Source organism: Paraburkholderia sp. GAS348, assembly GCF_050434205.1.
In the GTDB taxonomy this organism is placed as follows: Bacteria; Pseudomonadota; Gammaproteobacteria; order Burkholderiales; family Burkholderiaceae; genus Paraburkholderia.
The window spans coordinates 1-24,185 of the sequence record NZ_JBNPVT010000009.1; the positions used below are offsets into that span (position 1 = coordinate 1).

Consider the following 24,185-nt stretch of genomic DNA (forward strand, 5'->3'; position numbering starts at 1 on the left):
TGCTGCCGTTCGACTTGCATGTGTAAGGCATGCCGCCAGCGTTCAATCTGAGCCAGGATCAAACTCTTCAGTTCAAACCTGTTACTGTTTTTCGGGCTCTTGCGAACCCGGTCGCTCACTCAACGTACTGACGAATGATCATCCTGCCGGCGTGAATCCACCCCAGCAGGAAAACCTTCCTTTAATACTAGTGTGAGACTTGATACTTTCGCTTCCCGGCAGACTCCGAAGAACCCACCGGCGCGTCGCGCATCAAGCGCCCACACTTATCGGCTGTTAATTTTTAAAGATCAAGTACGCATTCACCACCGAACCGCCGCCAACCTCAACCACCCGGCACCGCTTCGTTCTGCGTCGCTGCATCAGCAGCAGAGAAACGAGATTATGAAGAACTTTCGCTACGCCGTCAACAGGTTTTTTCAAACTTTTCAACCCGCTCACTTCGCGCAAAGCCTTGCCACTGCTGGCTCTCCCGCCTCCCGTGCCCCGGTGTCCGAAGCACGAAAGAGCGAGATTCTAGCGAGCCGCACGGCCCCTTGCAAGCGTTATTTTGATATGCATGGACTGCGCCAGAAATGGCGCGAGAATTGAAAACGAGTGGCACAACAAGCTCCCCGACGCTCTGCCGAAAACCACCTCGTTCAGGCAGCCACGTGCTTCTGCATCACCCGCTCGACCACGCTCAAATAATGATCGAGCCCCGGCGTCGCGCGGCTCTCTTCTTTGGCGCGGTCGTCCCATTTGCGCAGGCGCAAGGCGTCTTCAGCGTAGGGCCTTTGCAGGAACACCTCTGCATCTTCCTTGCTGAAGATGCCCCCTTGCAATTCCAGGCTACGCACCGAATCGGCGGAAAGCTGGCCGAAGTACGCATCGTCGATTGCACATAGGCAGCGCTTGGCGTCGACGTGCAGCCGGATCGGCTCCAACACGGCGTCCGACAACACCGGCCGCAAGAACGGCAGCGCGAAATACTGATGCAGATCGTCGATGCCCCGCTCCGTCGGCGTTTCGCCTTGCAGATTCAGCAGATGACCGAGGTCATGCAGAAACGCGGCGGCGACAAGTTCATCGTCGGCACCCGCCTCTTCCGCCAGTGCGCCGCTCTGCAGCGCATGTTCAAGCTGCGTCACCGGTTCACCGCTATAGGCGAGCTTGCCATATTGCTCATATAACGAACGGATGTCGTTCAGACTCAATGCCACGTTCTTACTCCCACGGTAATGAGAAGGTCTTCAGATTGGTGAAGCTCTTCATCGCTTCCTGAACACCTTCCTTATAGCCAAGCCCGGAATCCTTGATGCCGCCGAACGGCGTCAGTTCGATCCTGTATCCCGGCACTTCCCACACGTTGACCGTCCCCACGCGCAATTCATTGATGAAGCGCGTGATCGCGTCCTGCCGGTTCGTGCACACACCGGACGACAACCCGAATGGCGTACCGTTACTGATACGAATAGCGTCGTCGAGCGTGTCGAAGGTAATGATCGGCGACACCGGGCCAAACGTTTCCTCGCGCACCAGCGTCATTGACGGGTCGACGCCATCCAGCACCGTCGGCGAATAAAGCGCGCCGTCGCGCTGATTGCCGATGCGCAAGCGCGCGCCACCCGCGAGGGCCTCGTTCACACGCGCCTCGAATAGTTGCGCTGCGGCGACGTCGATCACGGTGCCCATCTGATTGGACGCGTCGAACGGATCGCCATAGGTCCATGCGCGCGTCTTCTCCACGACCAGATCGGTGAAGTCTGCCGCAATGCTCTTCTGCACCAGCATTCGTTTGACCGCAGTACACCGCTGCCCGGAGTTCTTGTACGAACCCTGCACGGCTAGTGTCGCCGCACGATCGAGATCGGCGTCTTCCAGCACGATTAGCGGATCGTTGCCGCCCAGTTCCAGCACAACGCGCCGGTAAGCCGCCTTCGCCGCAATGTATTTGCCGATCGCCACGCCACCGGTGAAAGTGACGAGATCGGCCAAAGGATGCGTAATCAGTTCATCGGCGATTTCGCGCGGATCGCCGGTCAGCACCTGCAGCATCGGCGTCGGCAAACCCGCTTCATACAGAATGTCCGCCAGGTACAACGCCGACAGCGGCACCTTCTCCGACGGCTTGAGCACCACACGATTATTCGTCGCGATTGCCGGCGCAATCTTGTGCGCGACCTGGTTCATCGGATGATTGAACGGCGTAATCGCCACGATCACACCCGCCAGCGGCTCGCGCTGCGAAAACACACGGCGCTTCTTGCCATGCGGCGTGAGATCGCAGGAAAAACTCTGACCGTCGTCGCGCAAGGCTTCGATCGAAGAGAACTTGAACACATCGGCGACGCGGCCGATCTCGTAGCGCGAATCCTGCTTCGACAAACCCGACTCGAGCGAAATCAGGTCCGAAGCTTCCTCGGTCCGCTCCCGCAGCAATGCCGCCGCACGTTCGAGAATCTGTGAGCGCTCGTAGCGTGTGAGCTTCGCCTGATACGCGGCAGCGTATTCGAACGCGGCACGCACGTCGTCGATGCTCGCCAGCGGGACCGTGCCCACCCGTGTCCCCGTGAAAGGGTCGAACACGTCGAGCGTGCGCGAGCGCGTCGCGCGCTCGCCTTTGAGCCGCAGCGCTTCCGCACGAAATGCCGGATGGTCCCGCAGCACGGCGTTCATGATGCCGACACGTGATTCAATGCGACGTCGAAGATATCGAAGTTGCGCAGCCGTTTATCGGTGGGCAGTCCCTCGACGCGACGATTGAACAGCAGCGGCACTTCCTGCTCGGAGATCCCGCCATGCGAGCGCAACGGGACGGTCAGTCCGGACAGGTCGTGTTCATCGCGACGCGTGCCGAGCACCACGTGCTGGGTACTGACCACGACGATATCGCCCACGCGGTCGTTCGGCAGTTCGAAGCGCTCGCATGCGGCGCGATTGTCGAGGACCACTTCGATGCCCTGCAAACCGCCGATCCGTTCGATCACCTGCGCGACGCTCACATCGTGCGGCAGGTAAATCGTCGCGAACGAACCGAGCGCGCCGTGATGCACGACATACGGATCGGTAATCGGCAAGATGACACGGGCGCGGCGAACACCGAGCCAATCGTCCAGCACGTCCTGCAGATAGATCACGTTCGGCTCGCCGGTCTTCTCGTCGTGCTTGGCGTTCATGCCGTGGTCGGCGGTCAGGCCGATCACCCAGCCGAGCGCATCGAGCCTGGCGAGGTAGCCATCCATCATCGCGTAGAACGCGTTCGCGCCTTGGGTGCCCGGCGCCCATTTGTGCTGGATGTAATCGGTGGTCGACAGATACATCAGGTCGAGCTTGCGGGTTTCCGCGAGCCGCACGCCGGCGGCGAACACGAACTCGGACAAACCCGCGCTGTACACATCCGGCACCGGCAAGCCGACCAGGTCGAGCACTTCGTCGATGCCGTTTTCTTCGCGCGTCACCTTGTCGGCTTTTTCCGCCGAGAAGCAGATGCCCTTCAGTTGCCAGCCGAGCAGCCGGCGCAGCTTGTCTTTCGCTGTGACTACGGCAACCGCGGCGCCTGCTTCCGCCGCGGCGGCCAGCAAGGTCCCCGCGCGCAGATAGGCCGGATCGTTCATCATCACTTCCGCGCCTTCGCCGCCGTTCGCGTCCGGGTCCCAGAAGTAGTTGCCGCAAATGCCGTGTACCGAGGGCGGCACGCCGCACACGATCGAGAGGTTATTCGGGTTGGTGAACGACGGAATCACACAGTCGCCCTTGAAGGCCGCGCCGCTCTTGAGCATCTTGCCGATGAAAGGCGCTACGCCCGCCGCGACCGCGGCTTCGAGGTAATCGTATTCACAGCCGTCGACGCACACCACGACGGTCGGTTGCGCGGGCAGCCGGTAGCTGCGGCCATTGACTTCGATCGTACGTTCGCTTGCGTTTGCCATCGTTACCTTCCATGCGTTGAGAGCACGCGTGCTCTAGTCAATCCGTTGCAGCCAGTCTCAATCGTCCGATACTGCCGACATCTGCACCGCGCCGAGGGGCCCCGCCAGGTCGCATGCCTCACGCGCGCGCTGCAGGCCGCCGTTCACATGCGCATGCATCAGCGCGGCGGCATGTTCGGCGTCGCGCGAGGCCAGCGCCGTCAGGATCGCGCGATGTTCGGCGAGAGAGCGCTCCATCGCGTCGGCATGCACCACCAGCGCGGCGCGGCGAAACAGGCTCAACTCGCCCACCAGCCTTCGATACGTCTCATACAGCTTGCCGTTGCCCGATGCCGCCACGATAGCGTCGTGAAACGCCACATTGACGCGCGCGTAGGCATCGTGATCCTGGGCGTCGAGCGCCGCGCGCATCGCGTCGAACCGCTCGCGCAACGCGGCAAGCTTGCGTGCATCGATACGCGCAGCCAGCATCCGGCACGCCGCCTCTTCGAGCACCGCACGCACCGCGTAAATCTCGTCCGCTTCCGCCAGCGACACCGTCCGCACGAACACGCCGCGGTTTTTCTCGGTGCGCACGAGGCCCGCTTGTTCCAGCCCACGAAACGCCTCGCGCACCGGCCCACGCGATACCTGCAGACGCGCGGCCCAGTCGGCTTCGTTGAGTTTGTCGCCAGGCGCGAGCAACCCTTCGATGATGTGCCGTTCGATTTCGTCGCGAACCAGCGTCGTCAGCGAATGCCTGCGCACAACCTCAATCGGATCGACAGAAGCAGTTTGCATATATTCGGTCATTTTGACAAATTTTGCCACATTGATAGGGATATGCGCTTGCGCGCCGTCAAGTCATGCAAGCACTACCATCAGGAGGCGCTCGTCAGTCCACTCGACGGCGTGGGACACGCGCCGCAATCAGCAGCAGCGCAGCAAGCGAGACCATCAACAGAATCAGCGACAACGCGGAGGCCGGCAGGTAATACCCGCGCTCCACCTGACCGACCACAACGATCGGCACCGTCGCAAAGCCCGGCGGGTACACGGTGAGCGTGGCGCCGAGTTCGCCGAGCGAGAGCGCGAAGCCGAGTGCGAGACTCGCGCGGATCGCCGGCACTAGTTGCGGCAGCACGACGCGGCGCAGCACCATCGACGGCGGCGCACCCAGACTCGCGGCCGCTTCGCGCAGAATGGTCAGTTCGGGACGCAACGCAGCGGCTGCGCAGCGGTAGCAGAACGGCAGCACCAGCGCGAGTTGCACGAACACGACGATCGCCGCCGAGCTCGACAGATCGAGCGGACGCTTGTGGTACGCGATCAGCACGGCCAGGCCGAGCACCACGCTCGGCACGCCGTTGGGCATCATCGCAATGGTGTCGACGAACGCGCCGAGACCGCGCCGGTCGCGTCCTTCGAGCGCCAACGCCAGCCACAACCCGAGAATCGTGCCGAGCACGGCGACGCCCATGCCGATTTCGAGGCTCGTCCTCAGCGCGTCGAAGTCGCTGGAACCCAGCCGTTCGAACCAGCGCATGCTGAGGCTGTCCGGCAGGATGGTGCCCGACCAGTGCCCGGCCACGCTCGATAGCGCGACCACCAGCACCGGCAAGACGAACAGCCAGAAGCACAGCAACGCGGCAAAGCCGAGAAGCAGGCTGCCAAGAATGCGCACCGGCAGACTGCGGCGCACCGGCCGCGCCTTCTTGTGCATGACCGGCAAAACGGTCGGGTCGAGTTCAACGGCCATGGCCCGCTCCTTTCACCTTGCGACTGTTGACCTCGCGGTACAACGCGTACAGCGACAAAGACATGATCAGCATCACGACCGCGCCGGCGGCGGCGGTCGGCAGATCGAGGTCGACGGTCGCGGAGCTGTAGATCGCGACCGGCAGCGTGATCAGATGCGCGCTGCCGAGCACGAGCAGAATGCCGAACTCGTTCAACGTCAGCAGAAAACACAGGATCGTGCCCGCGGCGATGCCCGGCCACGCGAGCGGCAGGATCACCTTGAACGCGACCATCCAGCCGCTCGCGCCGAGACTGCGGGCGGCTTCGATCAGACGCATGTCGAGCGTGGCGAACGACGCCAGCGTAGGACGCACGACGAACGGCGCGTAGAAGACCACTTCCGCGAGAATCACGCCGCCCACGCCGAACAGGAAATTGAGTGGCGGCGCCTCGAGATGAAACAGCTGCTGCAAGGCGATGCTGACCGAGCCTTGCGAGCCGTACAGAAAGATCAGTGTGAAGGCGACCAGAAACGACGGGAACGCGACGAACAGCTCCAGGAAACGGGTCACCAGGCGCGCGCCGGGAAACGGCTTGAAGAACAATAGCGCCGCGAGGCCGATGCCGAGCAACGAGGCGAGCCCGGCACTCACGAACAGAATCCACAGCGTCGTGCCGACCACGCCACGCGTCTCCGGATTGCCAAAGAACGCCGAATAGGCCTGCAGGCTCAAACCGTGCGGACCGGTGAAACTCAGCAGCACCAGACGCACGAGCGGATAGATCACCAGCGGACCCAGCACGACTACCGCAAGGAACAGCAGGTGCCATTGCGCCGCGCGTTCGCGACGCTTCACCGCCGCCGTGTGCGAGGCCGCGCTCGCGCTGCGGCGAGCTTCGGCAGCGGCCGCGCTCACCGAATCGGGTGTATCAGGGGTTGATAAGGACGACATCGTCAGCCTCATAACGCAGGGAAACACGCGCGCCCTTCTCCGGCATCATGCCTTGGCCGCGCTGCATGGTGACGAACGCCGGCTCGTCAGGTAACGCGTCCAAAGCGACCGACACCGACAACACCGCGCCGTACCATTCGACCGACGTAATCGCGCCATGCAACTGACCTTCGCCGAGCGGCACGATGCGCAGCGCTTCCGGCCGCACACAGGCCACCCGCTCGCGTTCGTTGTAGCGCACGTCGCCCATGCTGAATGCGACCTGCGCCGGCAACAGATTGGCCGCGCCCAGATAGCGCGCGACGAAACCGTCGTTCGGGGTGTCGTACAACTGTTGCGGCGTGCCAAGTTGCGCGATGCGGCCTTCGCGCATCAGCAGCGTGCGGTCGGACAGCACCAGCGCGTCGTCCTGATCGTGCGTCACGCAGACGATCGTCAGATTCGGCAAACGCTCGTGCAACGCCTTCAGTTCGGAACGCACCGAGGCGCGCAGATTGGCGTCGAGTGCGGAAAGCGGTTCGTCGAGCAATAACACATCGGGCTCGATCACGAGCGCGCGCGCGAGCGCCACACGCTGCTGCATGCCGCCCGACAATTGCGCGGGCATGTGATGCCCGGCGTCACCCAGTTGCACGAGCTTCAAAGCATCGGCAACCCGTCGCGCGACATCCTTCGACGGCGTGCGGCGCGCGCGCAACCCGAAAGCCACGTTATCGAACACCGACAGATGCGGGAACAGCGCATAACTCTGAAACAGCAAGCCGAGATTGCGCTTATGCGGCGGCACATGCGTCAGGTCGTGCCCGGCAACGGTCAAGGTGCCCGACAGTCCGTCCGCTTCAATGAACCCGGCGATGAAGCGCAACAGCGTGGTCTTGCCGCACCCGCTGCGGCCGAGCACGGTGAGCAATTCGCCGCGCTGAATGGTCAGCGACAGATCGTCGAGCACGGTGCGCGTTCCGAAACGCACCGTCAGATGGTCGATCTGCACGCCGCCCGGCGTGTTCGAACGCGGGGCGTCGAGCGCGTCCGGTGAGGCGCCAAGCGCGCCTCGGTGAGCAAGACTGGCCGTATTCACCGGGTTCATCCTCCAACTGGATTAATGCTGATACGGCGCCCCGCACGCATGCAAGGGGCGCCGCCTGACTCAATGGCGAACTGTCCGGCTTACTTCGGTTTGACGACTTCGAGCTGCTTGCCCGACGAACCGATCACGTCGCTCTTCCAGCGTGCCGTCCAGTCAGCCTTCTTCGCCATCACTTGCGTCCAGTCCACCGGGATCAGCGTCACGCCGGCGATCGCCTTCTTGACTGCCTCGCCGTTCTTGCCGGCGAGCGGCACGTCGGTGCGGCCGGGGATACCGAAGATGTCCGGCACCTTGGCTTGCACGTCGGTCGACATCAGATAGTCGATCAGCTTCTTGCCTTCTGCCTGGTTCGGGCCATTCTTGATCAGGCCGATTGCGTACGGCAGCTGGAAGGTGGTCGGCTTACCGCCAGCGCTGGCTGCGAGGAAGATCGGCTTGAGCGACAGACCGCCGTTGGCTGCATCGTCCAGATCCATCTGCAGGTCGCCATTGGCGAAGGCGATTTCGTTACGCGAGAGCAGCACGTCGAGGTAGCCGGTGCCCTTGGTGTGGAACTTGGCGCTTTCTTCGAGCTTCTTCAGATAGTCGAACGCCTTGTCTTCGCCCATCAGCGACGTGGTCAGAATGATCACGGCCATACCGTCGCCAGCCGTAGCCGGGTTCGAGTAAGCGACCTTGCCGGTGTAGTCCGGGTGCAGCAAGTCGGCGAAGGTCTTCGGCTGGTTCTTGGTGACGTCCGGGTTGATCGCGAACGAGAAGTAGTTGTTCACGAAAGTCGCCCACGAACCGTTCGGCGCCTTGGCGATCGCCGGCACGTTCTTGTAGTTGGCGCTCTGGTAAGCCTGCAGCAGGCCGCTCTGGTCGGCTTGCTGGATGAACGGCGGCAACGTGACGATCACATCGGCCTTCGGCTGATCCTTCTCGATGGTGGCGCGGTTCACCACTTCGCCGCTACCTGCCGTGACGATGTTGACCTTCACGCCTTCCTTCTTTTCGAAGGCCGGCAGCACATCCTTATAGAGGTTTTCGAGGCCGTCGGCGGTGTACAGCACCACTGCGTCAGCCGCATGAGCCTGCATCGCCGTGCCGCCGAATGCTGCCGCGGCGATCAGCGCCGGCAACAGTTTGCGTGCGAGGCCAGCCGTGGCGTGAAGGGAATTCGTCTTTGTCATGTCACTCTCTCCGAAAGGCAAAAAACCAGACGGTCGGGATAACCCGATACCTGTTGTGATTGAACGGCGGCGCGCGCCGTGCCGCTTGCGTGTTGCCCGCAGCCAGTTGTCGTGCAGTTTCGTCCAAATTCGCACGGATTGCAGATTGCCGACAACTTTGCCGCTTCTTCTCCAGCCTGACTTACAGCTCACCTACGAGACTCGCGCTGCCGGCCATGCCTGAACGGGCACGGCAAGGATCACAGGTTTCCGTGACAACGCCATGACGATTCTGTCGAATTCCAACAATTGACACAATTCGCCAATAATATCCAAATCAATCTTTTCGTCACCCTGCCGGGCGACGAACATTCATCTGATGACGGAGGCTTGCGTGATCCTTGGAAACGACCCAATCCTGTTGACCCCGGGGCCACTCTCCACCTCGCCGCAAACCCGCGAGGCGATGCTGCGCGACTGGGGTTCGTGGGACGCCGCGTTCAACCGCATGACCCATAGCGTATGCGCCGATCTCGTGAAAATCGTACATGGCGAAAAAGACTATGTATGCGTGCCGCTTCAAGGCAGCGGCACCTTTGCGGTCGAAGCGGCGCTCGGCACGCTGGTGCCGCGGCAAGGCTGTGTGCTGGTTCCGAACAACGGTGCATATTGTGCCCGTCTGATCCGCATATTGCAGCGCATGGGGATCGCTTATGTCGAACTGGCGCTGCGCGAGGACGAACCGGTCAGCCCCGCCGCGATTGAAGACGCCTTCAATCTCGATTCGCGCATCACCCACGTCGCACAAGTCCATCTGGAAACGAGCGCCGGTCTGCTAAATCCGCTCGACGATATCGCCGCGGTGTGTCAGCGGCACGGCAAAAGCCTGATCGTCGACGCGATGAGTTCGTTCGGCGCGCTGCCGATCGATTTGCGGCGCGGCGGCATCGACGCGCTGATCTCGGCAAGCGGCAAATGCCTGGAAGGCGTGCCGGGGATGGGATTCGTGATTGTGCGGCACAGCGTGCTGGAACAGAGCGAAGGGCGCTCACCGTCGCTTGCGCTGGATCTGCACGATCAATACGTCTATATGGAGAAGACGACACAGTGGCGCTTCACGCCGCCGACTCATGTGGTCGCGGCTTTGCGTCAGGCACTCGATCAGTTCATCGCGCAAGGGGGACAAGCGGCGCGCGGCGCGCGCTACACGCAGAACTGTGCGGCCTTGGTGAACGACATGAAAGCGCTCGGCTTCGAGCCGTTTCTGAAGCCCGAAGTGCAGGCGCCGGTGATCGTCACGTTCCATGCGCCGCGCGACCCGGCGTGGAATTTTGCCAATTTTTATGCTGCGGTGCGCGAGGCCGGTTACGTCTTATATCCGGGCAAGCTCACGCAAGTGGAAACGTTCCGCGTGGGTTGCATTGGCGCGATCGATGCGAATGAGTTGCACAACGCGGTGGCGGCGATCGGCCGTGCGCTGAAACGGCTTGGGATTCGAGTGAAGTGACGTGGACGTCGCGGAGTCCCCGCTGAACGCGCGGCTGTTCAGGCGATCAGGATTTCCGGCCCATGCGCCGTGATCGCCTTGCCGAGCGCCTTCTCCGGCGCCAGTTCGGTGACCAGATAACGCGCCGATTCGATGCCGTTGATACGCACCGGCGTCACGCGCCCGAACTTCGAGTGGTCGGCGACCACCACCACCATGTCGGCGGCGGCGATCATGCGGCTGCGCACTTCGGCAGCCATGCGGCTGTAGTCGGTCAGGAAGCCGTCCGGCGAAATGCCGCCCGCGCCGATGAAGGCGAAGTCCGCGTGGTACTGCGTCAGCTGATGGACCGTGTCGAGGCCGAAGGTGGCGTCTTCGATATCCGACAGTTCGCCGCCGAGCAGCGTCACGCGGTTATCGTTACGGCGCCCGAGCAGCAGCGCGATACGCCAGTCGTTCGTATAGACCGACAGGCGATGCCGGTCGAGCAAAGCCCGCGCCACCGCTTGCGTGGTGCTGCCCGAATCGATGATCAGCGAGGCGCCGTCCGGCACGAACTCGGCCGCGCGCTCGCCGATCGCCCGCTTGGCGCCGGCGTTGGCGGCTTCGCGCGTATCGAGGTCGGGCTCGCGCCGGTCGCTCGAGAGCGCGCCGCCGTGGGTCGTGACGAGCAGACCGCGCCCGGCCAACGCGTTCAGATCGCGGCGGATCGTCTCACGCGACACATTCAGTTCGCGCACCAGTTCAGCGACCGAGAGCGCGCCGGTTTTGGCGACTTGCGCCAGGATGTATTGGTGACGTTGTTCTGCGAGCATCTGTTGAGGGCCGGAAGCCGGCACGCTTGGGTTTCGCCACGGGTGGAAGGCCGGCGTATTGTATTACGCGCGGCGCGGGGATGCGCCTCCTGGCGCGCTTACCTGCTAACCTGAAGGCCTTAGCCGCGCCGCCGACGCCTGTCGATGCCGCATGGTCCGTCAACCGAACTGCCGATGCCGCCACTGTTTCGCCGTTTACTGCTCCTGTTCCACGCGTTGCGTTACGGCGCACGCCTGATCTGGCTTGCCGCGCCGTCCGACCACAAAGTGCACTGGATGATCGAACTGGTCGGCCGCGTGCATGCGTCCGGGCGCGGTGGCGAGCGCCTGCACGGCGTCTTGCCCGCGCTCGGGCCGCTCGCGAGCCGCTTCGCGCAGACCCTGATTGAACGGCCCGAACTCGCGACCGGCACCCTTCACGATGCCATCGACGCGATCGATCACCTCGAAACCCCGCTACCGCCGCAGGAATCCGAACAGGCTTTGGCACGCGCATTCGGCCGGCCGCTCGCTACGATCTTCAGCGCGGTCGATCTGGTGCCGGTGCGCGGCGGCTTCGCCGAACAGACGCACTTCGCGCGACTCGTCGTGCCGGTCAACGGCCATAGCGAAGTGGCCATCAAGTTGGTGCGCGCCGATCTGTTACAACAGATCGGCGACGAACTCGCGCTTCTACGCTGGGTCGCGCGCTGGCTGGAGAAGCTTTCCGGCTCGGCACGCCGCCTGCAACTGCGTGCGCTGGCGCAAACCTTCACCGACGACATTCTGCGCCGCTTCGACCTGCGCGCCGAAGCCGCCAATCTGAGCCAGACCGGCCATCATTTCGACGGCGACGCGCGCATCGTCGTGCCGACGGTGATCTGGGACCTGTGCACCACCTACACGCTGACGATGCAACGCGTCAGCACCCTGCCGGCCAGCGACCTGCCCGGCCTGCATGCGCATCACGTCAAAGTCGCGCCTCTGGCCACGCATATCGTCGAGGTGGTGACTGAACAGGCGTTCGAGCACGGCTTCTTTCACGCGACGCTCGATGCACGCCGGGTGCGCGTGAGCGTCGAGCCGGACACGCTGGGACGCCTCGTGCTGGCGGAGTTTTCGATCATGTCGAGTCTGTCGACCGGCGAACGCGAATTCTTCGTCCACGGCGCAACCGCGCTGTTCAACCAGGACTACGGCCGGCTTGCCGAACTGCATCGCGATGCCGGGCATGTGCCGCACGACACGCGCGCGGAAATGCTCGAAGCCGAGTTGCGCACGCGCGCCGAAGCGCATTTCGCAGCCGCCCCGGAAGACCGCTCGGCAGGTCCGCTATTTCATCATCTGCTGCACGCGGTGCATCCGTTCGACGGCGCCGTGTCCGGCCCGCTCGCCAGCGCGCAACGCTCGTTCCAGCAGGCGGAGATGCTGGCGCGCGCGCTGCATCCGGGCGTCGATACGTGGAATGTCGCACGCAGCGTGCTGGCGGGGATTGCGCGGCGCGACATGGATCACCGCGGCTGGATCAAACGCATCGCGCGCGAGTTGCCGCATTTGGCGCATATGCTGCCGCGCGTGCCGCAATTGGCCGTGCGCTACCTGCAGCATGAGCACGATCGCGCCCGCACGCCGCGGCAGAATGCGCAACTGTTGCTGGATATCAGCCGCGAATATCGACGTACGCGTGTGCTGCTGTGGGCATGCGCGGTGTGCGGTGGAGTGCTCGGCGCGGGAACGGTGCTGCTAATGTGGTGACGCTGTGAGTGCAGCCGACATTCTGATGCGGGCGATGCCGGCGTGGTGATGTTGGCGTGGTGATGTTGGCGTGGTGATGTTGGCGTGGTGATGCCGGCGTGGTGATGCCGGCGTGGTGATGCCGGCGAGCTTTGTCGGCGAGCTTTGTCGGCGAGCTTTGCCGGCGCGGTGATACCGAAGAAGCCGCGAAACGAGGTTCGGACCATCTCCTTTAACACTCACCCGCGATTGCAGCTTCGAACAAGACGAGCTTCGCGTATCCCGGCAAGATGGCGGCTTTTCACGTCACCCGCCTCCGATGCTCGCTTCGTCAATCGCCGCCTTATTCGTCGTGTTATGGTCGACCGGCTTCGTGGTCGCCCGGGCGATCACACCCTATGCCGATCCCAATCTGTTCCTGCTTGCGCGCTTCGGCGGCACGGCGCTGATATTCGCGCTTGCCGCGCTCGCCACACGCGCCGCGTGGCCGACCGGCCGCGATCTCGGCAAGCACCTGCTCGCGGGCGCGCTGCTGCAAGGGGTCTATCTCGGCGCGGGCTACTGGGCCGTCGCGCAGGGTTTGAGCGCCGGTGTGATGGCCTTGCTCGGCGCGCTGCAGCCGCTCGCCACTGCCGCCGTCGCAGCGCCACTGTTCGGCGAGCGTCTGTCGCGGCGCGGCTGGGCCGGCATGGCGCTCGGTCTCGCCGGCGTCGTGCTGGTCCTCGAACCGAAACTCGCCGCGACCGCGCCGTCCGTCCCGCATGGCGACGCGCCGCCGTGGCTGGTCGTGTTCATTTCGATCGTCGCGGTCGGCGCGATCACCGCGGGCACGCTGTTTCAGAAGACTTCGCTGGCGAAGGCCGATATCCGCAGTGCAAGTGCCGTGCAGAATTTCGGCGCGGCGGTCGTTGCGGCGATTCTTGCGCTGGCGCTCGGCGAGCATCGCTGGATTGCATCGGCCACTTTGTGGGGGTCGCTTGCGTGGGGCATCGTGATGCTGTCCGGAATCAGCGTCACCTTACTGGTGTGGATGGTCAGGCGCGGCGACGCTGCGCGCGCCACCGCGCTGATGTTTCTCGCGCCGCCGCTCGCCGCGCTGGAAGGGTATGCCGGCTTCGGCGAAACGCTGCTGCCGGTGCAGATCGCTGGATTTGCGGTGGCACTGGTGGGCGTGCTGCTGGCGCGGTCGTGAGGGCTTGAAGGCTCCCCTCGCCCGCCCGTCGGCCCGCGGATCAATCCGCCGTATCGGCGCCGGCCGGCACTTTTGCGCGCGCCTTGCTGCCTGGGGCCGGTGCCCAGACCGGGCGACTCTTGCGCGCCGAATCCACCACGACGATGTAGCGTCCCGCCCACGGGGTAATCTGGCGATCGCTTTTCAACACCCACAGCGATTTACCGGACTCAACGAGCGCTGCATATTCGGCATCGAGAATGCCGTAATGGTCGATAAATATATTAAGCGATGCAGGAATCCGCACGCAGCCCTTCGAATGGCGAATACCGAGCAGCGGCTCGAGCCGGTCCGGGTCGGTGGCGTGCATCTGGAAACGCATCTGCGACATGCCGCCCTTGCCCCAACCCCGTTCGCCCTGGGCCCAGCCGAGGTCGAAGATCCGCATGTCGCGCTTGCCGTAGCCGCGGATGTGATTCTCGTTCAACGTGCCTTCGGAGCGAAAATCCATGTTGGACGGCGTGTGGTCGAACACGCCGAGCGGTGTGATGAAGTGGTCGTACTCACCGGGCCGCCCCGTTGAAACCGGCGACGCGCCGATCATCTGCCAACTATCGGCCGGGGTTGCCCGGAAATAGATGAACAGCGCCTGAACGTTGGCGTTGCGGTCCGCCATCACGACATACTCGCCCGACAGATTGCCGAGCATGTGCTCGCCCAGCGCCGTTTGCAGACGGTCGGCATAGGCGCGCTGCTCGACGGCCGGCACTTTCAGCCGACGCGTCACGTCTTGCGCGAACACGCCGCGCAACAGGAACGCGCGACGCGGGTCAACCACGCCGGCCGCGTCGGGTGCGGCAACGGCCGACGCGTCGACCGCGCGCGCCGGGTGCTTCGCCGCTATGGATGCGGATGCCCTGGCCGACGCGGTGACTGAACCCGAGGCCGAGGCAGATGCAGATGCAGATGCAGATGCAGAAGCAGAAGCAGAAGCAGAAGACGAGGCAGAGGCAGAAGCCGCAATCGCGACACCGCATGACACGGCGCAAAAGACAGCCCCCAACACGCGCGTCAGATAGCGTACTGAACGAAGTACGCCTGCGGAACACGGTGCAGAGAGTAAATCCGACATACACACCACGTCGCTTCGACGGTCTACCGATGCGGAAGTAGTACGGTCCGGTGCAGGCTGGCCAGGCCGATTGGGGTAGTTCATCGCGTGTTCGAGCAAACCTGATTATTATTGACTGCTCGCCGGCTCATGCGGCGCTCGGAACGAAGATGGTACTAAGCACCTTGGCATCTGTCGATGAAGAATCGACCAATTCACCAATATCACCGTATTGACCGTCAATATTTACCGATCTGCGCAGCGGTTTAAAAGCAGCACAAAGTACATTGAAAGCCAATATCCGCGATAAAACCGCGAAACTGATTTGTCACGACATACCCGCAGAACCGTCCCGTCCGTGGGCCCGCCGCTCGTGCAATCTGCGCGAGCATTCATGGCTGACACTCGCGCCACCGCATATGGAGGAAAGAGGAATATGACACAACAAGACCCAGCCGCACGCCAGGCAAGCATCGCAGCGGAAATGCACGTCGCCGCCGAGTTCGACGCCGCGCAGGAAATCGAGCGCCGGGTCGCGTTTCTGGCGAATTATTTGCGCAGTAACGGACTGAAAACCTATGTGCTTGGCATTAGCGGCGGCGTCGATTCGACGACCGCCGGGCGAATTGCGCAACTCGCGGTCGAACGGCTGCGTGCCGAACATTACGACGCGCGTTTCGTCGCAATCCGTTTGCCCTACGGCGTGCAAAAAGATGAAGCCGACGCGCAGCAGGCCTTGAGTTTCATTCGCGCGGACGAAAATCTCACCATCGATATCAAACCCGCGGCCGACGCGATGCTTGCCGCGCTGGATAACAGCGGCATGCAATTTAACGACGACTCACAGCAGGATTTCGTCCACGGCAATATCAAGGCGCGGCAGCGAATGATTGCGCAATACGCGATAGCCAGCGCCCGGGCCGGCGTGGTGATCGGCACGGACCACGCGGCCGAGTCGGTAATGGGATTTTTCACGAAGTTCGGCGACGGTGGCGCCGACGTGCTGCCGCTCACTGGTCTGAACAAGCGACGTGTGCGGGCACTGTCCAAAGCGTTGGGCGCGCCCGAAGCACTGGCGCACAAGGTGCCGACCGCCGACCTCGAAATGTTGCGCCCACAACGGCCGGACGAGGACGCGTACGGCATCCCTTACGACGATATCGACGACTTTCTGGAAGGCAAACCCTTGAGCGATGCCGCGCGCGAGACGGTCTTGCGCTTCTACGATGCCACGCGGCACAAGCGGGCGTTGCCCTACACGCCATTCGATTGGCCGGTGAACACTCGACGCATTCGGGAAAGGCGCCTGCGACAGGCTCAGTGAGCGGGCGGCGACTCGCCGTCGCCAAACAGATCGGCGCTCGCCTCGAGTGCCAAACCGCCCAAATGCTTGCCGTGAATCTGCCGCGCAATCACCTCGCCCACATACGGCACGTCCGCGTCCAACGCGACCGTGGCGTAGGCGCTGGGTTTCCCGGCGTCAACCACCTCGACGCTTTTCGCGTAATGCCCAAGCTCACGTTTGAGGAATTCCCGCACTTCCTGCTCGCTGCACGATTCCGCGATATTGCGCACGATCAGGTTCATGCCGCCTACCCTCGGTGCGCACTACGATCCGCGGCATGCACCCGCACCGGGCGCAGCGCGGCACGCTGTTTCGCCTGAGCCGCCGCGAGTTGGCGGATCAATGCGGCGCCGGCCGCAGCCAAAGCAGCCAATGACAGATAGAAGGCAATCATTTAAATCTCCCCTTCGAATTTCGTCCTGTTTTCAGGATAGCCACAATCGACAACAAAAGCGATGCGACACAATGTCGTGAAAGACGGACTTTGAAACTTCCGTTAATGCACTGTACCTGAATAAACAGCGGTAAAAATAGCAAAGCACATATTCATTCAGTGGTGCAGACCCGGCACATGCGCCAGACGCGGACACTGGCTGCAAAAACCGGGCCGCGACACGCATCGCCGCCGGCATCCTGCGGGGGACGTGCGCAAAGGGCGGGCTGATCGTCGGGATCAGTCCGCCGCTTGCACGTTGGCCGCACTCGCCCACCTCATGGCGCACTGCCGCGACCTTCGCCTCGCCCGGTGTTGTCGCCGGTCGCGACATCGAGACGGCCCACATCGCACGACGTCTGGCTGAAGCCGGAATAGACCATGGACCAGTTACCAACAATCGCGGCTTGCGCCTCCGCGAGACTCAGCTTCCCTTCGCAAACGCAGCGTTTGAGCATGACTGCGGCGCGCGCCTTGCGGCGCTCGCCCTGCTGGCCTGCCCACGGCAGAAGATCGAGATTGGCGGGGGCGTTCGGCGAGCCGCCGAGCACAATGGGCACACGTCTGTCCAGCGCGAAAGCGGGACCGTTGTCGGCATTGATGCCGCGTTCGGCAAGCATGCGGTCCTTGTGGGCCATCAGTTCATCGAACGGCGGGGCGACTGTGTCCGCATAGCCAAGTCGGCAAATCGTTTCGCCGACTGACTCCTGCGTGACGCGCTCGTCGAGCATCGCTGAATCCTGAGCCCAGACTTGATCGGCGCGCAACGCCAGTACCGCGGCAATGCCGAGCAGGAAAGCGATACGCATCTTGCGGGCCGGACGCGCGGTGCTGCGCCGGCGCGCGAGCGTCGACGGAATCGCCTGATATGTGCTGCTGGTTGGGTCGCGGTAATGGATGAGGCAACGCCTGTCTGCAATGTCTGCGTTCATTCGTCGGCGCGCCGGTGGCGGCACGCTATAGTTCAATTCGCGGACTAATTAAAACACATCCAATATTCCTGCCCGGAACAGGCGCCCCTGCGCAAATTGGCGAAGATGCTCCAGACGCGCTTGCAGGTGTCTGCCGGTGCGGTCTTGCCGTGCAGGAATACACGTTGAAGACCGCATCGAACCACAGGATAAATGCAACGCCGCTGTCTGCACGCCGCTCATGCACGGTTCCAACGGCAAGCTACGTCAACCCGGTTTCGCCACCCGAGCCTGCAAGGCGCGGATGCGCCCGAGCGCCTGAGTATTGGACACCGTCGCGTCATACATCTTGGCAAGGTCCGCCTTGAGCGCGGTACGCGAACCGCCGTCGAGATAGACCATGTGCCCCGACGGATAAAAACGCGCCGACAGATTCTGCCGGACCTGCTGGCTGACAAGTGGCATTTGCTGCAGGTCGAGCACGGTCTGATAAAACGGCGTGACGTAGTCGAAGAAACCGTTCGCCGACAGCACCTTCAGGTCAGGATTGAGCGCCATCACGGCGGCAAGATCGCCGGCGGTGTACAGAATGATGTTGCCCTTCGCGTCGAGCCCCTTCTGCGCGCCGGTCGGATCGATGTGGCTGAAGTCCCAATACTGGAATGCCTGGTCGTTGAGGTCCGTGAACGCCGAATTCGAGGTGTATTTCAACTGCTCGTTCAGATACACGTTCCACATTGTCGTGTAGACGCCGGTCACTGCCGTCATGGTCGGATCGTTGCCGCCTGAATTCGGGTCGATCTTGCCGGCGATGCCGGTGTTGATCGCCGTCACGCGGCCGTCGTACTCGCCGAGCGCGAGACCCTGTGCTTTCAGCAACGTGGTCAAAAACAGCGAATTGCCGCGGCTGTCATACGACGCAATATCGAGGCTCCAGGCGAGCAAAGTGGTTTTGTCGATACCGGTGAATTCGCTGAGTTTTTCGACCGTGGCGGAATCCGTAGTCGGAAACTTGCGCAGCGCCGCCAGATAGTCGGTGCGCGCGAATTGCGCCACTTCTTCCGCAAACGCGCCGAGGTCGGTCGGCCGCGGCGCAATGCCGAGTTTCTTGTGATACCACGCGTCTGCGGCGGTTGTGGGCAACGCGCCGACCGGGTTGCCGGATTGCGTGTAGTCGAGAATGGACGATTGCAGCGTGATGCCGTTCAGATCGACGCCGTCTTCATGCAGCCGGTACGCGAGCACGCAACTGCGCGCCGTGCCGTAAGACTCGCCGAACAGGTACTTTGGCGAATTCCAGCGATTGTTCCTGGTAAGAAAGCGCTTGATGAACTGCTTGATGGAGTCCGCGTCCTGGTCGACACCCCAGAAATCCCGGTTCTTCTTCGGCGCTATCGCCGCCGAGTAGCCGGTGCCGACCGGATTGATAAACACGAGGTCGCTCTTATCGAGCAGACTATCCGGGTTGTCTTCCATCGAGTACGGCGCGGGCGGCGTAAAGCCAGGCATCGACGTCTTGATGCGGCGCGGCGCGAACGAGCCCAGCAGCACGAATACCGAAGACGAACCCGGCCCGCCGTTGTAGAAGAAAGTCACCGGGCGGGCTTCCTCCTTCTGATTGTCCTGCGTGAACGCCACGTAGAACATTTTGGCTTCGGGCTGCGAACTGCTCGGGTCGACGATCACGAGGTGACCCGCCGTCGCTGTGTAGTTGATCTTCTGGCCGCCGATCGTAGTCGAATGGTGCGTCAGCGCGGCCGTTTCAGTGATATCGGTGACGGAGTCGTCCGGCCCGTTGCCATATGCAACCGGATCGAAAAATGGCTGATCGCCTGCTTTGTGCGACGCACCCGCGGCGGCCGTTGCGGACGAAGCATGCGCGTTGTGTGAAGACTGCGGACTAACGGAAGCTGACTCGGTGTTCGTCATGATCGCTCCATGGGTTCGGTAACGTCTTGATGTCTCTGATGTCTCTTGTGTGTCCTGTCCTGTCCTGTCCATTCCTGTCCATTCCTGTCCCGCCTGCGTCTCTTGAAGCCACGCGCCGTACTGCCTGCAGCCCGAACAGGGGGCACTTTCGGACAAGCGCGGCGGGCTGGCGAGCGCCTGAGCTGGCAATGAGCCAGGTGTCACCCGAACCCGCCCGCGACTCATCAGACTATAGTGCCGCCGCCACCTTCTGACCATTGGGGCTGCCGAGTCCCGTGCACGCATCCCAGCCCGGCGACGCGGCGAAGCTGCCGTTGTTGCCTTGGGTGATGTCGTTAAGCGCGCCCGGCGCCTTGTACAACTTCGGGTTGATGAAACCGGCCGGTTGCCCCTTCGCCGCATTGATCCGCGCAATCAACGCCGCCCATAGCGGTGCGACCGCACTGGTGCCGCCGATCACCGTCTGCGTGCCGTCGATCAATACGCTATAGCCGGTGACGGGCGATGCATCGCCGGCCACGTCCGGCACGCCGCGGCCGCCGAGCGCCGTCTTGCCGCCGCTCGATGAAGTCGCGGACAGACCTTGTTGCCACACCGGCACCGGAAAGGCCCGGCTCACGCCCCCGCCGCCCGCGCCGCCCTGTGCGCCGTCGTTCCACACCACTTCATGCGTAATCGCGGTGCCCGACGCGGTCAGGCTCGTACCGCCGCATGCCAGCACATAGGGGCTCGACGCCGGAAAGTCGACCTGGTCGCTGCCGGAACCGTCGCTCGAGCCGCTATCGCCCGACGCCGCGCAGACAGTCACCCCCAAGGCCGCCGCCGTTTGCAGCACGCTGTTGAAAGCTTGCAACGACTGGCTGGTCCAGCTCGACTCCGGGCCGCCCCAACTGATCGAGACAACCGAGGGTCGGTTAGTCGTGTCATGCACCGCACGGCTCACCGCGTCGATGAAACCGGCGTCGCTGTTCTGCGTGAAATAGACCGCGATCGTCGCGCCAGGCACGATCGCACCGACGATTTCGATGTCGAGCGTGACTTCGCCGTCAGGCCCGTTTGGGTCGCCGCTCGGCTGATTGCTACCCTGATCGACGCCAACCGACTTCACAGCCGGCGAAGCCACGCCCAGGCTCGCGAAGTAGCTCTTGAGGTCGGACGTGTTGTACCCGCCGCCGAGCTCGATGATGCCGACGCATTCGCCGCTGCCGTCGCCTTGCGGAAACTGATACAACGATGCGAGCTGCGGCGGCGTAAAAGACGCCTGATGCGCTTTGGCCGGCTGGAACGGCGGCCGGATGCGAAAGTGCGGCCGTGCCTGAGGCCGGTTATCGAGCCCGAGCACGGCTTGCACGATGCCGTGCAGATCGTCCGGCACGCTGATCGTGCCGGTACGGCCGCGGAACTGGCCCGTTGTGTGATGCTGGTAATGTTCCAGCTTGACGCCGAACGCGGTCTGGAACTGCGCGATCGTGCCGCTCAGCAACACGAGGCGCGCTGCCGGATCTTCCCGCATTACTGTCAAGCCGTGGGCGGCGGCAAAGGCTTTGACCTTGGCGATGTCGTCCGGCGCGGCGCCGTAATCTTTTGCGAACGCTTCATGCGATAGCGGCTTGACGCTCGGGTCGCCCGCTTCGATCTTGCTCATCAGCGCGTCGAATTGGGCCTGCCGCTGACGGCGCAGCATTACGAAAACCTCGATCCGTTCTGCCGGATCGCATTGCCCAACGACGGTCGAACCTTGCTCGACCGTTCGCTCGCTTCCCGGCAGCGGTTGTCTATTGACCATGGTGTCGATACTCCTGTTAGCGTGACGGCGCGGGGTGCAAGGTCGATCCCGCGTACGGCACTCACCTGCACGAACTCACCGCCTCGCGACCGGCGGCGGATTGCTGTTTCAAGGACTTCGCCAAACCGTCCGACCTATGCATTCGAACACAGTTCCGGCGTGCGCGGCAGTTGTCCGAATGGCTAACGCCGGGTTGGATTAATGTGCATCGTGCAGCGGCCGCGCTATGATGCTGAAGCGGCAATCCAACCGTTGCAGCGCCTCGCGCGCCGCCCTCGCCCACGATCGAAGAAGTAGAGGAACCTCATGTCAATTTCGATGTATCAAGCGTCATTGCCCGTGCTGGTGCGCGGCATGACCAACCTGCAAGTCATCCTCGGCAAGGCCGAGGCGCACGCTGCCGAGAAACGGATCGACCCGTCCGTGCTCGCGAACGCCCGGCTCGCGCCGGACATGCTGCCGCTGGTGCGCCAGGTCTATATCGTGAGCGACACGGCGAAGGGCTGCGCCGCACGCCTGGCTGACGTCGAAGCGCCGAAATACGACGACGTCGAACAGACCTTTGAAGAACTCGATGCCCGCCTTCAAAAGACGATTGATTATCTGAAGGAATTCAATGCGCAACAAATCGACGGCTCGGAAGAACGTCCGATCACGCTGAAAATGCGCAACGGCCCGGTCGAGTTCACGGGGCTGTCGTATCTGCTCGGTTTCGTGTTGCCGAACTTCTTTTTTCACGTCACGACGGCGTACGACATTCTGCGTCACAACGGCGTCGAACTTGGCAAGCTCGACTATCTGGGCGGCATCAAGTAAGAAGGCGTGCGTTGTAGTGCGCAAGTAGCATCACATGCGCGGCTGGAACGCGATGATCGCCATGCCGGCCAGCGTGAACGCCACGCCGGCCACATCCCACAGCGTGGGGCGCACTTTGTCGACGCACCATAGCCACGCGATCGCCACCGCCACGTACACACCGCCGTAAGCCGCATACACGCGGCCTGCGGCGGTGCCGTGCAGCGTCAGCAGCCAGGCGAACAATGCGAGGCTAAACGCCCCGGGAACCAGCAGCCAGATGGAGCCCGCCTCCTTCAGCCAACGCCAGGGCAAATAGCACCCGACGATTTCGGCAATGGCGGTCACGGCATAAAGCAGAAAGGTTTTCATCGACAGATAGAGAAGCGAATGGTTGTGTTGTCGCGGGACCCTGCGCGGCTGTCCACCGGCTTTATTAACACAAACACTTGGCGCGCGGGCATGGCCCATGCGCCGGCCGTCACATCCGGTCCCTATTCGCTACCTGTGATGAGCGTCGCATCACCCTGCATTGACATCGGCAAATTCGGCCGTCAGTCAGTCCAGCGAGAGCCGCAAGGCAAAGCCGATCAATGCCGCCGAGAAAGTCCAACGCTGCAGTGTCTGCGCGAGAGGATGAGCCCGCATCCAGCCGGCGATGCGCGCCGCGCCGATCGCGTAGATGCCGTCGAAACACACGCCGATAGCGAGCAGCACCAGACCTAGTTCGACCATCTGCAGCGCAACCGGTCCGGCCTCGGGACGCACGAACTGCGGCAATAGCACCGAGCAGAACAGCAGCGCTTTCGGGTTCAACAGGTTGGTCAGCAGGCCCTTCACGAAAGCGGCACGCAACGGCTGCGACTCGACACCCGCCACGCCGCCTTCAGGCAACGCGAATACAGGCGACCGGAAGATCTGAATGCCAACCCACGCGAGATAAACCGCGCCACCGTAACGCACCACGTCATACAGCCAGGGCGCACTGCGCAACAGCGCCGCCACCCCGCATGCCGACAGCGTGACGTGCGTTGCCCGCGCCACGCCCAGCCCGCCGGCCGCTGCGAAGCCACTGCGCACGCCACGTCCGATACTGGTCTGCAGAACCAGCGCCATGTCCGGCCCAGGCACGGCATAGACCACGAACAACGCAGCAATATAGACGACCAGAAGGTGTGCGGAAATCATAGAAGCCTCTTGTTTTTAAGGGCTCTATCTTGCTATCGTCGGCGGAGGGTTTGCTGGCGAAATACAGAGGCATGGGCTTCATCTTTGGAGGAATACGCTAATATTCCACCTCGAACCCATGTTTTCCGCTAACGCACAGTAAGCGTCCCACGCCATGACACCTGAGCTCGATAAAACAGACCGCGCGATCCTCGCCGCGCTGCAGAACGACGGCCGCATGTCGAATGCACGGCTGGCCGAGATGGTCGGCCTGAGCGAGACGCCTTGTGCCCGCCGCCTCAAGCGCCTTGAAAACGACGGCTATATCGACCAGTACCGCGCGATGCTTTCGCGCTCCGCCCTCGGCCTCGGCGTGGTTGCGTTCGTCTACGTGCGGTTCGCCGTGCACGACCGCGCGGTGGCCACCCGTTTCGAACGCGAGGTGCAGGCAATCCCGCGAATTCTGGCGTGCCACAACGTGTCGGGCAGCGCTGACTACATCCTGCAGGTGGTCGCGCGCGATCTCGACGACTACGGCACGTTCATGCGCGACGAGATGCGCAGCCTGCCGGGCGTGACGTCGGTGGAATCGGCATTGTCGCTGCGGGAAGTCAAGGCTAACGGCGGGTTGCCGCTGTCCTGAACACGGACATGGCATAGTCTCCCATTTGACACGGCGCGAGCCGACCAGACGAACCCGGA

The 24,185-nt window shown here is 62.9% G+C and carries 24 protein-coding genes and 1 rRNA gene; 7 read left to right on the plus strand and 18 right to left on the minus strand.

What is annotated here, in order from left to right; genetic code table 11:
- Positions 1–74 (minus strand): 16S ribosomal RNA (locus tag P3T22_RS16905); the annotation flags it as partial.
- Between the two features lie 118 nt (positions 75–192).
- Here P3T22_RS16905 and P3T22_RS16910 point away from each other — a divergent pair.
- Positions 193–591, plus strand: a complete 399-nt coding sequence (locus tag P3T22_RS16910) for a hypothetical protein (protein WP_429325521.1) — start codon at positions 193–195, stop codon at positions 589–591.
- 50 nt (positions 592–641) lie between these two features.
- Here the strand turns inward: P3T22_RS16910 and P3T22_RS16915 are convergent, their stop codons facing one another.
- The 8 genes from P3T22_RS16915 to phnS form a co-directional block, all read right to left on the minus strand.
- The gene (locus P3T22_RS16915) at positions 642–1,202 is read right to left on the minus strand and encodes a phosphonate degradation HD-domain oxygenase (protein WP_429325522.1); all 561 of its coding nucleotides are present in this window, start codon (positions 1,200–1,202) and stop codon (positions 642–644) included.
- A gap of 4 nt (positions 1,203–1,206) precedes the next feature.
- The gene (gene phnY, locus P3T22_RS16920; RefSeq protein ID WP_429325523.1) at positions 1,207–2,658 is read right to left on the minus strand and encodes a phosphonoacetaldehyde dehydrogenase; all 1,452 of its coding nucleotides are present in this window, start codon (positions 2,656–2,658) and stop codon (positions 1,207–1,209) included.
- The gene (phnA, locus tag P3T22_RS16925) at positions 2,655–3,911 is read right to left on the minus strand and encodes a phosphonoacetate hydrolase (protein ID WP_429325524.1); all 1,257 of its coding nucleotides are present in this window, start codon (positions 3,909–3,911) and stop codon (positions 2,655–2,657) included. The genes phnY and phnA overlap by 4 nt, the downstream gene beginning before the upstream one ends.
- Before the next feature lie 57 nt (positions 3,912–3,968).
- A complete protein-coding gene (locus tag P3T22_RS16930) occupies positions 3,969–4,703 on the minus strand; it encodes a phosphonate utilization associated transcriptional regulator (protein WP_429325525.1) in 735 nt (244 codons plus the stop codon).
- An 82-nt stretch (positions 4,704–4,785) separates the two neighbouring features.
- Positions 4,786–5,649, minus strand: coding sequence for a 2-aminoethylphosphonate ABC transport system, membrane component PhnV (gene phnV / locus P3T22_RS16935; protein ID WP_063498734.1), 864 nt, complete (start codon positions 5,647–5,649; stop codon positions 4,786–4,788).
- Positions 5,639–6,583 carry a 2-aminoethylphosphonate ABC transporter permease subunit gene (locus P3T22_RS16940; RefSeq protein WP_429325526.1) on the minus strand — a complete coding sequence of 315 codons (945 nt, stop codon included), beginning with the start codon at positions 6,581–6,583 and terminating at the stop codon, positions 5,639–5,641. Before P3T22_RS16940 ends, phnV begins: the two co-directional genes overlap by 11 nt.
- Positions 6,561–7,661: a 2-aminoethylphosphonate ABC transport system ATP-binding subunit PhnT gene (gene phnT, locus P3T22_RS16945; RefSeq protein WP_429325527.1), complete on the minus strand. Its 1,101-nt coding sequence runs from the start codon at positions 7,659–7,661 to the stop codon at positions 6,561–6,563. The genes P3T22_RS16940 and phnT overlap by 23 nt, the downstream gene beginning before the upstream one ends.
- Positions 7,662–7,750: 89 nt before the next feature.
- Positions 7,751–8,842, minus strand: a complete 1,092-nt coding sequence (gene phnS, locus P3T22_RS16950; protein WP_063498732.1) for a 2-aminoethylphosphonate ABC transporter substrate-binding protein — start codon at positions 8,840–8,842, stop codon at positions 7,751–7,753.
- 358 nt (positions 8,843–9,200) lie between these two features.
- Here phnS and P3T22_RS16955 point away from each other — a divergent pair, with 358 nt between their 5' ends.
- Complete coding sequence (locus P3T22_RS16955) at positions 9,201–10,328, plus strand: 2-aminoethylphosphonate--pyruvate transaminase (RefSeq protein WP_429325528.1); 1,128 nt, start codon at positions 9,201–9,203, stop codon at positions 10,326–10,328.
- Positions 10,329–10,366: 38 nt separating this feature from the next.
- Here P3T22_RS16955 and P3T22_RS16960 read toward each other — a convergent pair whose 3' ends face one another.
- Positions 10,367–11,122 (minus strand): DeoR/GlpR family DNA-binding transcription regulator, encoded by a 756-nt coding sequence (locus P3T22_RS16960; protein WP_063498730.1) that lies wholly within the window; start codon positions 11,120–11,122, stop codon positions 10,367–10,369.
- A 174-nt stretch (positions 11,123–11,296) separates the two neighbouring features.
- Here P3T22_RS16960 and P3T22_RS16965 point away from each other — a divergent pair, with 174 nt between their 5' ends.
- Together P3T22_RS16965 and P3T22_RS16970 are read left to right on the plus strand one after the other, a co-directional pair.
- Entirely contained in the window at positions 11,297–12,856 is a 1,560-nt protein-coding gene (locus P3T22_RS16965; RefSeq protein ID WP_429325529.1) for an ABC1 kinase family protein, read from the plus strand.
- 298 nt (positions 12,857–13,154) lie between these two features.
- Positions 13,155–14,027, plus strand: a complete 873-nt coding sequence (locus tag P3T22_RS16970) for a DMT family transporter (protein WP_429325530.1) — start codon at positions 13,155–13,157, stop codon at positions 14,025–14,027.
- A gap of 40 nt (positions 14,028–14,067) precedes the next feature.
- Here P3T22_RS16970 and P3T22_RS16975 read toward each other — a convergent pair whose 3' ends face one another.
- Complete coding sequence (locus tag P3T22_RS16975) at positions 14,068–15,138, minus strand: L,D-transpeptidase (RefSeq protein ID WP_429325704.1); 1,071 nt, start codon at positions 15,136–15,138, stop codon at positions 14,068–14,070.
- Between the two features lie 415 nt (positions 15,139–15,553).
- Here P3T22_RS16975 and nadE point away from each other — a divergent pair, with 415 nt between their 5' ends.
- On the plus strand, positions 15,554–16,441 hold the full coding sequence (gene nadE, locus P3T22_RS16980) for an ammonia-dependent NAD(+) synthetase (protein WP_429325531.1): 888 nt from the start codon (positions 15,554–15,556) through the stop codon (positions 16,439–16,441).
- Here nadE and P3T22_RS16985 read toward each other — a convergent pair.
- The 5 genes from P3T22_RS16985 to P3T22_RS17005 all read right to left on the minus strand — a co-directional run bounded on the left by P3T22_RS16985 (position 16,435) and on the right by P3T22_RS17005 (position 21,521).
- Complete coding sequence (locus tag P3T22_RS16985; RefSeq protein WP_063498727.1) at positions 16,435–16,704, minus strand: hypothetical protein; 270 nt, start codon at positions 16,702–16,704, stop codon at positions 16,435–16,437. The genes nadE and P3T22_RS16985 overlap by 7 nt on opposite strands.
- Before the next feature lie 5 nt (positions 16,705–16,709).
- Complete coding sequence (locus P3T22_RS16990) at positions 16,710–16,856, minus strand: hypothetical protein (protein WP_181448459.1); 147 nt, start codon at positions 16,854–16,856, stop codon at positions 16,710–16,712.
- Between the two features lie 317 nt (positions 16,857–17,173).
- Positions 17,174–17,827, minus strand: coding sequence for a hypothetical protein (locus P3T22_RS16995; RefSeq protein ID WP_429325532.1), 654 nt, complete (start codon positions 17,825–17,827; stop codon positions 17,174–17,176).
- A 246-nt stretch (positions 17,828–18,073) separates the two neighbouring features.
- A complete protein-coding gene (locus P3T22_RS17000; protein ID WP_429325533.1) occupies positions 18,074–19,735 on the minus strand; it encodes a S10 family peptidase in 1,662 nt (553 codons plus the stop codon).
- A 229-nt stretch (positions 19,736–19,964) separates the two neighbouring features.
- Positions 19,965–21,521: a S53 family peptidase gene (locus P3T22_RS17005; RefSeq protein ID WP_429325534.1), complete on the minus strand. Its 1,557-nt coding sequence runs from the start codon at positions 21,519–21,521 to the stop codon at positions 19,965–19,967.
- A 306-nt stretch (positions 21,522–21,827) separates the two neighbouring features.
- Between P3T22_RS17005 and P3T22_RS17010 the strand changes: the two genes are divergently transcribed.
- On the plus strand, positions 21,828–22,337 hold the full coding sequence (locus tag P3T22_RS17010; RefSeq protein ID WP_429325535.1) for a DUF1993 domain-containing protein: 510 nt from the start codon (positions 21,828–21,830) through the stop codon (positions 22,335–22,337).
- Between the two features lie 30 nt (positions 22,338–22,367).
- Here P3T22_RS17010 and P3T22_RS17015 read toward each other — a convergent pair whose 3' ends face one another.
- Positions 22,368–22,688: a YnfA family protein gene (locus P3T22_RS17015; RefSeq protein ID WP_429325536.1), complete on the minus strand. Its 321-nt coding sequence runs from the start codon at positions 22,686–22,688 to the stop codon at positions 22,368–22,370.
- 186 nt (positions 22,689–22,874) lie between these two features.
- A complete protein-coding gene (locus tag P3T22_RS17020; protein ID WP_063498723.1) occupies positions 22,875–23,504 on the minus strand; it encodes a LysE family translocator in 630 nt (209 codons plus the stop codon).
- A 154-nt stretch (positions 23,505–23,658) separates the two neighbouring features.
- Here P3T22_RS17020 and P3T22_RS17025 point away from each other — a divergent pair, with 154 nt between their 5' ends.
- Positions 23,659–24,126, plus strand: a complete 468-nt coding sequence (locus P3T22_RS17025; protein WP_063498722.1) for an Lrp/AsnC family transcriptional regulator — start codon at positions 23,659–23,661, stop codon at positions 24,124–24,126.
- Positions 24,127–24,185: the final 59 nt, after the last annotated feature.

Excerpts from the sequence above, each read along its gene's own strand:
- phnY (WP_429325523.1), bottom strand. The coding sequence starts at position 2,658 with ATGAACGCCGTGCTGCGGGACCATCCGGCATTTCGTGCGGAAGCGCTG.
- phnA (WP_429325524.1), bottom strand. The coding sequence starts at position 3,911 with ATGGCAAACGCAAGCGAACGTACGATCGAAGTCAATGGCCGCAGCTAC.
- P3T22_RS16930 (WP_429325525.1), bottom strand. The coding sequence starts at position 4,703 with ATGACCGAATATATGCAAACTGCTTCTGTCGATCCGATTGAGGTTGTG.
- phnV (WP_063498734.1), bottom strand. The coding sequence starts at position 5,649 with ATGGCCGTTGAACTCGACCCGACCGTTTTGCCGGTCATGCACAAGAAG.
- P3T22_RS16940 (WP_429325526.1), bottom strand. The coding sequence starts at position 6,583 with ATGTCGTCCTTATCAACCCCTGATACACCCGATTCGGTGAGCGCGGCC.
- phnS (WP_063498732.1), bottom strand. The coding sequence starts at position 8,842 with ATGACAAAGACGAATTCCCTTCACGCCACGGCTGGCCTCGCACGCAAA.
- P3T22_RS16955 (WP_429325528.1), top strand. The coding sequence starts at position 9,201 with ATGACGGAGGCTTGCGTGATCCTTGGAAACGACCCAATCCTGTTGACC.
- P3T22_RS16960 (WP_063498730.1), bottom strand. The coding sequence starts at position 11,122 with ATGCTCGCAGAACAACGTCACCAATACATCCTGGCGCAAGTCGCCAAA.
- P3T22_RS16965 (WP_429325529.1), top strand. The coding sequence starts at position 11,297 with ATGCCGCCACTGTTTCGCCGTTTACTGCTCCTGTTCCACGCGTTGCGT.
- P3T22_RS16970 (WP_429325530.1), top strand. The coding sequence starts at position 13,155 with ATGCTCGCTTCGTCAATCGCCGCCTTATTCGTCGTGTTATGGTCGACC.
- P3T22_RS16975 (WP_429325704.1), bottom strand. The coding sequence starts at position 15,138 with ATGTCGGATTTACTCTCTGCACCGTGTTCCGCAGGCGTACTTCGTTCA.
- nadE (WP_429325531.1), top strand. The coding sequence starts at position 15,554 with ATGACACAACAAGACCCAGCCGCACGCCAGGCAAGCATCGCAGCGGAA.
- P3T22_RS16985 (WP_063498727.1), bottom strand. The coding sequence starts at position 16,704 with ATGAACCTGATCGTGCGCAATATCGCGGAATCGTGCAGCGAGCAGGAA.
- P3T22_RS16990 (WP_181448459.1), bottom strand. The coding sequence starts at position 16,856 with ATGATTGCCTTCTATCTGTCATTGGCTGCTTTGGCTGCGGCCGGCGCC.
- P3T22_RS16995 (WP_429325532.1), bottom strand. The coding sequence starts at position 17,827 with ATGAACGCAGACATTGCAGACAGGCGTTGCCTCATCCATTACCGCGAC.
- P3T22_RS17000 (WP_429325533.1), bottom strand. The coding sequence starts at position 19,735 with ATGACGAACACCGAGTCAGCTTCCGTTAGTCCGCAGTCTTCACACAAC.
- P3T22_RS17005 (WP_429325534.1), bottom strand. The coding sequence starts at position 21,521 with ATGGTCAATAGACAACCGCTGCCGGGAAGCGAGCGAACGGTCGAGCAA.
- P3T22_RS17010 (WP_429325535.1), top strand. The coding sequence starts at position 21,828 with ATGTCAATTTCGATGTATCAAGCGTCATTGCCCGTGCTGGTGCGCGGC.
- P3T22_RS17015 (WP_429325536.1), bottom strand. The coding sequence starts at position 22,688 with ATGAAAACCTTTCTGCTTTATGCCGTGACCGCCATTGCCGAAATCGTC.
- P3T22_RS17020 (WP_063498723.1), bottom strand. The coding sequence starts at position 23,504 with ATGATTTCCGCACACCTTCTGGTCGTCTATATTGCTGCGTTGTTCGTG.
- P3T22_RS17025 (WP_063498722.1), top strand. The coding sequence starts at position 23,659 with ATGACACCTGAGCTCGATAAAACAGACCGCGCGATCCTCGCCGCGCTG.